We start from the raw sequence: 10,878 nt of genomic DNA, 5'->3' as shown, positions 1-10,878 counted from the left end.
CCTGCATCCCCAGCTTTGGCGTGCAGCGCCGCCAGAAGCAGCCCTGGTTCACACGAATTGAGCTGCCGCCGCTCCTCGATGCTCTGTGCGGTGCTGTCTCAGTCGACGGTCTTACCTGAGATGTGTCGGTCAGTCAGCCTTCTCACTCACATCAGCCGAGGCCCAAGCCGCGATCCTGACGGCTACGCCCGCATCTTCGAGCGGCTGCACCGTGATGCGCCGGAGTTGTTGAACGATCGGCCGAATGATCCGAAGCGGTAAGCCTGGGACAATTTGTATAGCTTACCTGGAGAGATTACGGGTCCTCCCTGAGGGGGCTACCCCTGCCGGTATTTTCGCCTATCGTTCTTGCTAGTGAAAACCTAAACACCCTGAACATGGCGAGATACCTTACCGCCCAGGGCTGATTCAAAGTCTTAACTCAAGCTTGGTTCTGGCTTTCTCGTCGCCATCGCCAGTAGCGCCGTGATGTCGTGGGTTACGGCCTGCATGCCGGCTCGGATCGACTGAAATCCAGCCAGTCGGAGCAGGTTGAGGGCTGCCGTGCGCAGCGTCGCCATCGCTCCGGCGCCGTTGCCCCGGTAGCGATGGGCGTCCTCGTGCAGCTGGGTGTCACGGATCCAGTGCCAGCTCTCAATGCTCCAGCGATCCCGCACCAGTTGCAGCAGGGCTTCTGGGGTGGTGCGCAAGCTGGTGAGGAAGAAATGGGTCTGCCGGAAGATCTTGCCGTCGCGAGTGCCAATGGCGGTCACCTCCACGATCCAACTGGTGCCGATCCAGCCCTCACGGATGTGCTCCGGTGCCTGTTTGGCGCGGAGCGTCCAGGTGATGTCGCGCCCGTGGATCTTCTCGTGATCCATTGCGAGAAAAGGGATGTGGCGTTTCCCCTGGAACAAGCTGCGGATCTGACGGTGCAGAGTCTTCTGGTTGCCCTTCACGGTCAGCAGGAAGTCGGCCCCCTGCTCCTGGAGCTGCCAGAAAACGGTTTCTGGGTGTGGAGGGCATCCGCCTGGATCAGCACCCCCTCCAGGTCGAGCTCGCCCAGCAGCTGTTTCAGCACTGTCCGCTCGTGGTTCTCACCGGTGGCGTAGCAGGCCTGTGAGATCGCCACACCCAAGGCGGCCGAGTACAGCGTCACCTGCGCGATGAACGCTGAGCCACCACCTTTCGTGGACTCGATTGAGCCCCGCAGCGTCTTGCCAACCGCTTCGCGGAAGCCAAGGGCTACACACACCAGCTGATCAAGGTCCGTTGCACCACCTGGGATCTGAGCGATCGTCCAGTCACGGATGGCCGCACACAAGGCCGCGACATCCACCTGCAGGAAGAAGTAGCGGAACGCCGAATCCGATGGCGGCCGCCGCAGTTCAAGGCCCAGCGATTGGGTGAGCGCGCCGTGGTGGCGGCGGGCAAACCGCTCCAGATCCCGCAGACTCTGGCAACCGCTCAGGACCCCGAGCACCGCCACCAGCAGCAGGTACCAGGCCGGAATGCGCCCCCCACGCCGCATGCGGGCATCCGGAATCGCCTGCAGGTAACTGATCAGATCAAGATCGGTTGCGGCAGGAGCGGTTTCGGGCACAAGGACGGGGCGATACCACCGACCAAACCCCATCCAGACAGCTCAAGGCCAGAGTGCCTGTGACACACTTTTAATCAGCCCTGCCAAAGGCCCGCGTGTCCTCCAGTCGATCAGGGAAGAGCCGCCCATCGAGATGGTCGCACTCGTGCTGAACCACGCGGGCATGAAAGCCATCAATTGATCGCGCGATCGGATGCCCATCTGCATCGAAGCCTCGATAGTGAATCGCCCGCCAGCGGCTCACCTGTCCTCGTAGCCCCGGAACACTGAGGCAGCCCTCCCAGCCCAAATCCCGTGCCTCGTCGATCGGGGTGATCTCTGGATTGATCAGCACTGTTTCCGGTATTGGGGGTGCATCTGGATAGCGCGGGTTGAAGGTGATGCCAAAGATCACAACCCGCAGCGGCACAGCGATCTGCGAAGCGGCCAGACCCGCCCCATCGCAAGCCGCCATCGTGTCCCGGAGATCGGTGATCAAAGCGAGCAGATCAGGTGTCCCAAACCTGGTGACGGGGCGGGACATCTGGCGCAGGCTTGGATCACCCAGGCACAGGACGGTTCGTTCTGTCATGAACGGTCTTTCAAGCTGGAGTCCTCACTCCTCCTCGTTTGCCCCACCCACGGGCACCAGCCGGATCTGGTTCTTGCCCAGCTTGATCTCGAACTCATTGCCTGGTTTGAGGCCCAGCAGTCCGGTGTAGGCCATGCCGACCAACAGGTTGCCATTGCCCTGCACCTTGGCGATGTAGCTCAGGCTGCGGCCAGCTTTGCCCTTGCCATGGCCAGCATCCTTGCCGAAGCTGACGCCCTTCGCTTCCAGCAGTGCCTCGTAGAAAGCGGTGAAATTCAGCCGCTCGCTGCCGTTCTTCTTGCTGCTCACATAACCGGCAGCGCGCACCAGTCAGACTTGGAGGCATCTCCCTGTTCCTTGACTTTGGCAAGCAGATCAGGGCCGGTGAGCGACATAGATGTGGGGCAGCAATCGATACAACATAGCTGAATGGTTGAGGCTGCCTACGCCAATTGTGTAGTTAATGGTCTTTTCAGCGGTGCAAACTTTCGCAGGCCTCTCCATCACCGTTCCGCTCCAGATACCGGTGACCCTGGCGGAGCAGGTCCTGGGCTTGTTGATAGGAGCCGATCGCCTTGAAGCTGTAGTGCCGGCCTGCAACCGTGCCAGAGACAATCCCAAGATCCAGAGAGGCTCTACTCATCACTGGGGGGCACTCAACTCCAGAAGGGCACACCGCACCTCGTCCACCGAGAACCCCTCCACGGCGATCCATTTGCGCCGGCTGCTCTGGCCACGCACTAGTGTCACCCTGCTGGGAGCGACGCAAAGTCGCTCGGCGACGAATCGCCGGAATGACTCATTGGCAGCACCCTCAACCGGCGGGGCCGTCAGGCGGATCACCACCGCGTCATCCCTCAGCCCCACCACCTCGTTGCGACGGCTGCTCGGGTGGATCCACAGGGCGATGCTCTCTCTGGTAGTCATTCATCCCATCCCACTGTCTGCCGAGGATTGAATTGACATGCCGCAGCAATGAGGGCATGGGGATGATCAGCAGCGGTTGATGCTGCCGCTTCCTCTCTCCCTGCGATCGCAAAAAAAGCCGGCGCCATCGGTGAAGGGCCGGCGAGGAGAAAGGGCGATTGTGGTGGCCGCAAGCGTTGGTGGATCGCAGAGAACGACCCGCCTCAACGCTGGGACAGAAGAGCGAGATCGGCGATCTGCTTGAGGATGCCATCTCCGCTGAACGCCTCCACGATCAAACCGATCGTGAACCCCAGCATGGCGACGCGTCCGTTGAGACGCTCAGCACGTCTGAGCTCATCGTCTCGGATCTGCTTGGCGGCAGTGTTCAGGAACCAGGTGTCGTTGGCTTGAGTGGCTCGAGTCATGGGGAACCCTTGTGAGTACAAAAAAAGTTACGGATATCGCTCAGTGGTTGACGTAGGGAGGAATACCTAGTTCTGATCTGCGCACAAATCCTGGTCTCAGGCAGGTAGGCCGGTCTTCCTCTCAGAGGCCACCTCCGCTCCGGCTTTCGATGCGTTCTTCGACCGCCTCCCATACCACCCGGTAGGCCAGGATCTGGGCGGCGCTGATGGCCTCAGCAGCAGGGTGCGTCCAGGCACCTGGCAGGCCAACGCCTCGAAATCCTCCGGGACCACCGTCAGACCAAGAAGCTCCAGCGCCGTCGCCACATCGGGTAAATCGGGAACCATCGGCCGTCTCCTCATAGGCCTGTTCACGGAGAACTGGGAAGGTCCTGCCCGCGGCCCGCCACTGTCGGATGGACGACCGACACTGCCGCAGGTCAGCGATGACAATTTCAGTTCACTGCAGACGAGCCGCCTGGCCCGCATCACCCCCCGCTGCCCAGCGCCCCGATGACCCTTCACCGCCGCCAGTTCCTGGTCTTGCTCGGTTTGAGCAGTGGAGCTCTGGCGGCTCCAGGACTGGCCACATCCGCATCGGCCGCTGTGCCCCGCGCCTCCGCCGCCATGCCCTTCGAGCCGGTGCTGGCCCCCCTGCCCCTGGCCACCGATGGCCTGACGGCCGAACAGCAACGGCGTCGCTACGGCCGCTACGTCCTGGAGGACCGGCTGGTGGTGCCGGAGGGCTTCCGCTCTGACCTGCTGCTGGCCTGGGGGGATCCCCTCGGCGACAGCCGGGTGGGCTACAACAACGACTTCCTGGCCCTCACCCCCCGGGGGCCAGGCCAGGCCTTGCTCACCATCAACTTCGAGTACATCAGCGAACGCCCCTGGCTGGAGGGGTTCGCCGAGGTGGTGGGCCAGCCCCTGCCCTTTTCCGAGCTGGTCGACGCCCTCCAGCCCCTGGGTTGGCGGATCGACTGCACGGCCCTGGCGGCGGCGGACCCCCTCTGGCCTCTGCTGCGCGGCGTGGTGGACCAGGCGATGACCGACCTCGGCATCGGCGTGGCCAGCCTGACGGCGGCTCCAGGTGGCGGCTGGGTGCGCTCCCCCGGCCCACTCGATCGTCGGATCACCGGCCTGAGCGGCCTGAGCCGGCCGGAGCAGCGCCTCAAGGTGAGCGGACCCGCCGCCGCCGTCTTCCGCCGCCGTCAGCGGCTCGGCTACGACGACGGCCTCGCGGACCGGGTGATCGGCACTTTCGCCAACTGTGCAGGCGGTACCACCCCCTGGGGCACGGTGCTGAGCGCCGAGGAGAACTTCCAGAGTTACGTCTGTGAGCCGGTGTATGCCGATGGCAGTTCCCAGCACCCCCGCGAGCGGCCCCTGGTCTGCCGGCAGGGCGACCTGGAAGGCCTGGGCAACGTCTATGGGCTGGCCGGCAACAAGTACGGCTGGATGGTGGAGATCGATCCGTCCGATCGCGCCGACCCCGGCACCAAACACACCGCCCTCGGCCGTTTCCGTCACGAAGCGGTGGCCGTGCGGGCCGTGGCGGACCAGCCGCTGGTGGTGTACTCAGGCTGCGATCGCCGCGGCGGCCACCTCTACCGCTTCGTGAGTGCTGGGCTGGTGAAGGATCCGCGCGACAGGCGCAATTCCGCCCTGTTCGGCCAGGGGCGGCTGGAGGTGGCCCGTTTCTCGGCCGATGGGAGCGGCCGCTGGATTCCGCTGCTGCCCTCCACGCCGCTCGATCCCTTCCTGCCCTCGGGTTTCGGAGTCGCCGGCCTGTCGGTCCCCGTGATGCTGCCCAACCCCGACCGGCTCCAGGCCGGCGGTGTCACCTTCATGGCCGACGCCGAGGTGGTGGCCTACTCAAAGCGCTTCCCCAGCCTGGCCGCCCTGTATCCCGGCGGCGGCGAGGAGCAACTCGGTGCCATCCTGATCGACGCCCACCTGGCCGCCAATGCAGTGGGCGCTACACCCACGGCCAGGCCAGAGGACACTGATCTCGATCCGCTCACGGGCGACCTGTTGATCGCTTTCACCTCCGGCAGCCCCGACGAAGAAGGCGGCGCCGACCCGGCGATGTTCCAGGGACCCGGTGGCGAGGCGAGCTGGCCCCACGGCTTCGTGATGCGGCTGAGTGAAACGGGGCCAGTCGGTGAAGGGCGGTTCCGCTGGCGGATGGTGGCCACCGGTGGCGAACCCTGGGCCGGCGGCCTGGGCTTCACCAATCCCGACAACCTCGCCCTCGATCGGGCCGGCAACCTCTGGATGGTGACCGACCGCAGTAGTAGTTCGTCAGCCACCGATCTGTTCGGCAACAACGGCTGCTGGCTGCTCCCCCGTCAGGGCGTCGCCGAAGGTGAAGCCCTCTGCTTCGCCATCGGGCCGAACGAATGCGAACTGTGCGGCCTCGCCCTCGATCCGGCCGAGCGCAGCCTGCTGCTCGCCGTCCAGCACCCGGGGGAAGCCAACGGCACTCACCAGGCCGGCATGGAGGAGTTCCAGGCCTTCAATCTCGTGGATCGCGCTGGCGGCCGCTTCTCCCAGCTGCGCCAGGTGTCGCTCGGCTCGAACTGGCCCAGCGGGGCCCCCGGCCGCCCACCCCGGCCCGGCGTGGTGGTGATCCGCCGGCTGGATGGCTCAGCGCTGCTGAACACCTGAGCCAGGAGCTTCGAGGCGATGAGGGGTTGACTGAGACCCATCGATGGGCACGATCAGCAGAACACCAGAGCCACAACACCGATGCAGTCGTTCACTAAGCGCAGGATTCGCCATGGCCAGTGGCTCGCTGATTTATTGGCAACAAACTCCTAGGGCGCCTGTGCTGGCGGTTGTTCAGGATGCTCACCGCCAGTGATCCAGCTGCCATGGTGTCCGTGCATGGAACGGACCCAGCCAACGCTTTCCCCTTGGTTCTTCAGTGACCACCTCATGCGATTCACCTTCTCCCTGCCGCTCAACACCGCCTCGGTGCGCAAGGTCCACAAGGCCCGCGGCATTGAAGCTGTCCTGGCGCAATGGCCTGATCTGAAAGCCCATCGCTCACTGCTCAGCCAGGTCCAGATCGAGGAGCAGGAGCGAGCGGCCTACGAACGTCTGAGTCAAGTGGCGTCAGGCCGGGTGGAGCGATTGCTCGAGCTTCTCAAGCATGAGGTGGAGCAATAGGCGACAGGAGTGCTGCTCCAGTCCCTCCAGCGCTATGCGCAGCTCACCGATGAACTCTTCATCCAGCTCGATGGCGCTGAGTTCCTCTCCCACCAGGTCCTGGATCAGGGGGTAGAAGCACACCTCGAACCACTTGCGGAACATCGGGTAGGTGCGCTCCGCCGGTCAGGTGCCGCTGTCGCGATGCCAGTAGTCGAGCTCGGCCTCAAAGATCGCCTCGTAGACCTCCTCGAGGATTTCTTCGGCCTCCTCTTGCGTGTCGTAGTCAGGGATCAAGTGGAGGCAGGGCTCACTGGCTCCGGCAACCTCCACATCCAGGTAAAGGCCCCGGGCCCAATCGAGCAGCTGCCCGCTGGTGCCCCCGGGTTCAGGAAAGATGTCACCCCTCTCATCAGTACACCCGGAATCCGCTGCTGGGAGCGCAACGGATTCGGCATCGTCGGCACATTGCCCGGGGCCTTTCGCCACAAGCAACTGGGCTACATGGATGCCTATGTGATGGTTCAGGGGCTGGTGGAGGGGCCTGCCACATGAGAGTGGTGCCGTTGCGGCTGACTCCAGGGGGCTGACGTGCTCTTGGCGCTGGAGGTATTCAAGGGATGACTCAAATCCCTCAGATTCATTGCTGCACAACAGCCTTGAGGATTACTGGAATTCGTGAAGTGCAAAGTTAAGTGCAGCTTTGCTGAGGCCTGTGGTTGCCTTCTACGGCTTCAGTGGATGCCAGGCGTTGAGCCGTCGATCTTGTTGAGCTGAATGCCCAAGTAGGTGGCTTCGCGGTTGAGGGCCTCTTTCATGTCGATGTTGCCAGCTGCGGCAGCGGAGGCAAAACGGACGAGCAGAGAGTCCCGAAGGGCTTGTTCGCGGGCAGGGCTGGTGGGGGCTTTGGACATTGGGCGGGACTGGGAGAAACGGGAAAAGTGACCCGCAACTTAACCATAAGCCTCATCGACAGAGGGATGGCTCTGATTTGTCTGTAGCTAAATACACCCAACTGTGTCGTGAGTCATCGTCCTGGCCCCATGGCATGGGAAAGGCGCTCTCCTGCTGCCTCAGCAGGGAGAGCTTGGGTGATGGAGCGCTGCAGCAGCACAATGGTTCGACCTGAACACTGGTCCCATGACAGTTGGCAACCTCCTCTCAGGCACGGCGGTCGCGCTTCTCTTCCTCGGCGGTCTTGTGCTGTTCACCGACGTGGAGGTGGGGATGGTGCGCTGGGTCAACTGCGGCCCCTTGTCCTCCGAAGTGTCCCGTCAGGAGAAGGAGTGCCGCTGATCGTTGACCCACCTGGCAGTGGGGCACGCCTTCCATGAACATCCCCACCGCCAACGGCAACGCCTCTTGCAGAGGTGGCAGCAGTCGCGAACATCCAGGTATCACCGGTCGATTGATGACAGCCATGGGACCGTCAACGGATTTCCCTGAGGCCTTGGCCGCCCTGGGCCTGAGAACCACGCCTACTAATAGGCAGGACCTGGCCCGGCGGGTGGCCGCACGGCACCCGGCCTCCCAGCCATGGAGCGCAGTGCAGACCGCGGCCTACCGGCGGGTGTGGGAAGAGCTGGAGAGCGGCTGCGAGGCCGACGCATCCCTGGCGGCCTGAGGGGCAGCAGGGGCGACAACCGAACCAACAAGCGCTAGTACAGATGTTCGCCTGCGTGTGTTGTCATGGTGCCGATCCCTCTCTCCAGCCTTGTGCCTTGTCGTTCCGGCTCCGTGGAGGACTGGCCGTACCTCGATCAGGACGTGCTGAGCTCCACCCGCAGCCGCAAGGTTTGCCTCACTTGCCATTGGTTTCGCCACCACACCGGCATGAGCTGCATCCCCCTGCTCACCTGCCAACTGCACCAGGGGCTGCTGGCCCATGGGGAGCACCTCACCCGCCGCTGCCAGGGTTGGACCGATGACATGATGCGCCAGCAGGGCTGGGCACCGGAAGGGGCCTGACAGCTGCTGCCAACCGGCGGCCTCCGCTCTCCCCCAAAGAGGGCTGGCTGATCCATGGCCGCCAGGTGCTGCGCTTTCGCCCTACCCGCTGGGAACGCACCTACCAGCGATTGGAGATCACCACCGGCGAGTTGCTCCCCGACCAGGAGATCCCGTTGCTGAAATCACGCCGGGAGCTGAGCCGGGCCGAGGCTCTCAAGCTCTGGTCTGAGAAACGCAAGGCTGGCTGGAGTCTCTGCAGCCCCCAGTGGTGATCACCACCACACCACCCAAGCCGATCCACCCCCCACCAAGCTGAGCACAGAACCGATGGCCACATCCTTGCCGATGAGCAGCAGCCACCAGCCACGGCGTTATCGCCTGGTGGATCACCACGGCCAACCCCACCTTGAGCTCGATCAGGACTTCGAATCGTTGGAGGAGGCCTGGGATTTCGCCAGCCAGTGGTGCAACACCATCGGCGGGCTTGCTGACGGCAGCGGAGCCAACAACCCCATCGGACTCGGAGTGGAGGTGAGCACCGAGAGCGGTCACTGGCGCACCCTTCGCCACCCGCAGGGCTGAACCCTGCAAAAGTGAGCCCACAGGCCACTCTTGCCCTGCCACGCCCGACTTCCACCGATCCTGCCCAGGCCAGCCCGCAGCCCACCGAGGTGCAGAGCACCGAAGTGCTGACGGGCTCGATTGAGCGCGTCATCTTCCACAACGCCGAGAACGGCTTCTGCATGCTGCGCATCAAGGCGTGCGGTCACCGCGACCTGGTGACGGTGGTGGGCCATGCCGCCGAGATCAGCGCCGGCGAATAGCATTGAGGCCCAGGAATTCGATGGCATCACTTGCTGCAGCGCTGCACCTTAACTGTGAGAAGCGATTTGCTTTTCACAGTTATTTCTTGATTCATCAGTTCCCGTGAAGAAGCGAATCTCGACAACGCTTCGCTGCTCCTTGCTGATTTGTCGTGGAATCCCAAAGTAACGGCTGAGTACGGCTGCGTGGGCCTCACCAGAGGCCTGGCAGTAGCCGGACGCTGCGCTGCTGCCAGGCGCTGAACTCGGGGTACTTCGCCGCCATCTGCACTTCCTTTTGGCCAATGCGCTGCAGATAGATCAGCAGCACCAGCCCCGGCACCAGGTAGGCCCAACCGTTGCCGGCCACCACCGCAAAGCTGAGGTAGCGCAGCAGATCGCCGAGGTAGTTCACATGGCGCACGCGCCGCCAGATGCCGTCGCTCACCAGGCCAGCACCCATCGCCTTGGCGGTGGTTTTCTGTGTATCGGCGCTGGCGTTGATCAGGCTGCCGAAGCTGAACAGCCCCAGCGCCACGGCCACGGCGACCTGGGAGATCGGTACGGGATTGAGAAAAGCCAGCAACCCCGGCAGGCTGTAGAGCACCCCGATGAACAGCAGGGCAAAGCCAAACCCCACCACCCCCACACGCTCGCTGAACAGCTGGCGAGCCCGCTCGGGAAACAGCCACTGCTCCAGCAGCCACCAGAGGCAGTAGCTGATGTGCAGGCTGAGATAGACCACCTGGCGCATGTCCTGCACCCCGACCACGGCCGCCAGCACCAGCAGCAGCACGATCGTGAGCATTTTGGCGGTGTTGATCGCCGTGAGTTGGCTCCAGCCCGCCGGTACAGCCTGGCCCTCGTCCCGTGCTGATTCAGCCATCCGTACACCCTCGCTGGAGGCACCCTATTGGTCCTGGCGGGCGTCGCGACCGCCAAAACCGCTCACACCGCCGCTGCCAGCTAGGCCTCGATCGCCGGGGAGGGTGGTGCTTGCCACTGCATCCTCCCTGGCGCGTGCCTGCTGCAGCTCCCACGCCCTCTGGGCGTAGCGGGGATCCTCGGCGAGAGCGCGGAGCTTCTCGAGCTCCTTCTGCTCGGCCATCGTCAGCACCGGCTTGGCGTTGGCATCGGTGGCGGCCTGCCGCCAGCGGCTCACCTGCTCAGGGAAGAGGCCCCGCTCGCGGCAGTAGGCGCTGAGTTCGGTGGCGTTCAGGCCTGCGGTCTCCAGCACCACCGTGAACTTGTCGGCAGCACTCCAGCCTTCTGGTTCCTTCTCGGATGCCGGCACCACTTCTCCCTGCAACCGCCAGGTCTTCCTCCATTTGTAGAGGGTGATCACGTGGATGCCCAGCTCCTCAGAAATCCGGGCCACGCTCTGCCTGTGCGGCGGGCTCATCCGCCTCCTCACATCAGCCTTGACGGCCTCGCTGTATCCGCGCATTGGTCATGTCCTCAAGCCCCCGGATGGAAGGATCAAAGGGGTGACATCTTTCCTGAACC

The 10,878-nt window shown here is 63.8% G+C and carries 16 protein-coding genes and 1 pseudogene; 7 read left to right on the top strand and 10 right to left on the bottom strand.

Annotated elements, in window-relative coordinates:
* Positions 1 to 416: 416 nt before the first annotated feature.
* The 6 genes and pseudogenes from KBY67_RS14245 to KBY67_RS14220 all read right to left on the bottom strand — a co-directional run bounded on the left by KBY67_RS14245 (position 417) and on the right by KBY67_RS14220 (position 3,487).
* Positions 417 to 938, bottom strand: coding sequence for an ISAs1 family transposase (locus KBY67_RS14245; protein ID WP_255111743.1), 522 nt, complete (start codon positions 936 to 938; stop codon positions 417 to 419).
* A gap of 2 nt (positions 939 to 940) precedes the next feature.
* Entirely contained in the window at positions 941 to 1,615 is a 675-nt protein-coding gene (locus KBY67_RS14240; protein WP_255111742.1) for a transposase family protein, read from the bottom strand.
* A gap of 37 nt (positions 1,616 to 1,652) precedes the next feature.
* On the bottom strand, positions 1,653 to 2,153 hold the full coding sequence (gene def / locus KBY67_RS14235; protein ID WP_255111741.1) for a peptide deformylase: 501 nt from the start codon (positions 2,151 to 2,153) through the stop codon (positions 1,653 to 1,655).
* A 24-nt stretch (positions 2,154 to 2,177) separates the two neighbouring features.
* Positions 2,178 to 2,548, bottom strand: a pseudogene (locus tag KBY67_RS14230) (AbrB family transcriptional regulator).
* 247 nt (positions 2,549 to 2,795) lie between these two features.
* The gene (locus KBY67_RS14225) at positions 2,796 to 3,080 is read right to left on the bottom strand and encodes a DUF167 domain-containing protein (RefSeq protein WP_255111740.1); all 285 of its coding nucleotides are present in this window, start codon (positions 3,078 to 3,080) and stop codon (positions 2,796 to 2,798) included.
* Between the two features lie 203 nt (positions 3,081 to 3,283).
* Positions 3,284 to 3,487: a chlorophyll a/b-binding protein gene (locus KBY67_RS14220; RefSeq protein WP_255111739.1), complete on the bottom strand. Its 204-nt coding sequence runs from the start codon at positions 3,485 to 3,487 to the stop codon at positions 3,284 to 3,286.
* 492 nt (positions 3,488 to 3,979) lie between these two features.
* Here KBY67_RS14220 and KBY67_RS14215 point away from each other — a divergent pair, with 492 nt between their 5' ends.
* Complete coding sequence (locus KBY67_RS14215; protein WP_255111738.1) at positions 3,980 to 6,136, top strand: PhoX family phosphatase; 2,157 nt, start codon at positions 3,980 to 3,982, stop codon at positions 6,134 to 6,136.
* 450 nt (positions 6,137 to 6,586) lie between these two features.
* Here KBY67_RS14215 and KBY67_RS14210 read toward each other — a convergent pair whose 3' ends face one another.
* Both KBY67_RS14210 and KBY67_RS14205 read right to left on the bottom strand, forming a co-directional pair.
* A complete protein-coding gene (locus KBY67_RS14210) occupies positions 6,587 to 6,784 on the bottom strand; it encodes a hypothetical protein (RefSeq protein ID WP_255111737.1) in 198 nt (65 codons plus the stop codon).
* A gap of 569 nt (positions 6,785 to 7,353) precedes the next feature.
* Positions 7,354 to 7,533, bottom strand: coding sequence for a hypothetical protein (locus KBY67_RS14205; protein ID WP_255111736.1), 180 nt, complete (start codon positions 7,531 to 7,533; stop codon positions 7,354 to 7,356).
* Between the two features lie 226 nt (positions 7,534 to 7,759).
* Between KBY67_RS14205 and KBY67_RS14200 the strand changes: the two genes are divergently transcribed.
* From KBY67_RS14200 to KBY67_RS14175, 6 genes are all read left to right on the top strand, one after another.
* Positions 7,760 to 7,915, top strand: a complete 156-nt coding sequence (locus KBY67_RS14200; protein WP_255111735.1) for a hypothetical protein — start codon at positions 7,760 to 7,762, stop codon at positions 7,913 to 7,915.
* Positions 7,916 to 8,039: 124 nt separating this feature from the next.
* Entirely contained in the window at positions 8,040 to 8,243 is a 204-nt protein-coding gene (locus KBY67_RS14195) for a hypothetical protein (RefSeq protein ID WP_255111734.1), read from the top strand.
* Between the two features lie 65 nt (positions 8,244 to 8,308).
* Positions 8,309 to 8,587, top strand: a complete 279-nt coding sequence (locus KBY67_RS14190; protein ID WP_255111733.1) for a galactose oxidase — start codon at positions 8,309 to 8,311, stop codon at positions 8,585 to 8,587.
* Positions 8,566 to 8,841 carry a DUF1651 domain-containing protein gene (locus KBY67_RS14185; protein WP_315855599.1) on the top strand — a complete coding sequence of 92 codons (276 nt, stop codon included), beginning with the start codon at positions 8,566 to 8,568 and terminating at the stop codon, positions 8,839 to 8,841. Before KBY67_RS14190 ends, KBY67_RS14185 begins: the two co-directional genes overlap by 22 nt.
* Before the next feature lie 55 nt (positions 8,842 to 8,896).
* Complete coding sequence (locus KBY67_RS14180) at positions 8,897 to 9,151, top strand: hypothetical protein (protein WP_255111732.1); 255 nt, start codon at positions 8,897 to 8,899, stop codon at positions 9,149 to 9,151.
* Positions 9,152 to 9,162: 11 nt separating this feature from the next.
* The gene (locus tag KBY67_RS14175; protein WP_255111731.1) at positions 9,163 to 9,393 is read left to right on the top strand and encodes a hypothetical protein; all 231 of its coding nucleotides are present in this window, start codon (positions 9,163 to 9,165) and stop codon (positions 9,391 to 9,393) included.
* Between the two features lie 193 nt (positions 9,394 to 9,586).
* Here KBY67_RS14175 and KBY67_RS14170 read toward each other — a convergent pair whose 3' ends face one another.
* Positions 9,587 to 10,258 carry an isoprenylcysteine carboxylmethyltransferase family protein gene (locus KBY67_RS14170; RefSeq protein ID WP_255111729.1) on the bottom strand — a complete coding sequence of 224 codons (672 nt, stop codon included), beginning with the start codon at positions 10,256 to 10,258 and terminating at the stop codon, positions 9,587 to 9,589.
* 24 nt (positions 10,259 to 10,282) lie between these two features.
* A complete protein-coding gene (locus KBY67_RS14165) occupies positions 10,283 to 10,750 on the bottom strand; it encodes a hypothetical protein (protein WP_255111728.1) in 468 nt (155 codons plus the stop codon).
* Positions 10,751 to 10,878 lie beyond the last annotated feature (128 nt).

Source organism: Synechococcus sp. RedBA-s, assembly GCF_024345495.1.
Taxonomy (GTDB): Bacteria; Cyanobacteriota; Cyanobacteriia; order PCC-6307; family Cyanobiaceae; genus Regnicoccus_A.
The sequence above is the reverse complement of the archived record's forward strand: the minus strand, read 5'-3'. Positions and strand labels throughout refer to the sequence as shown.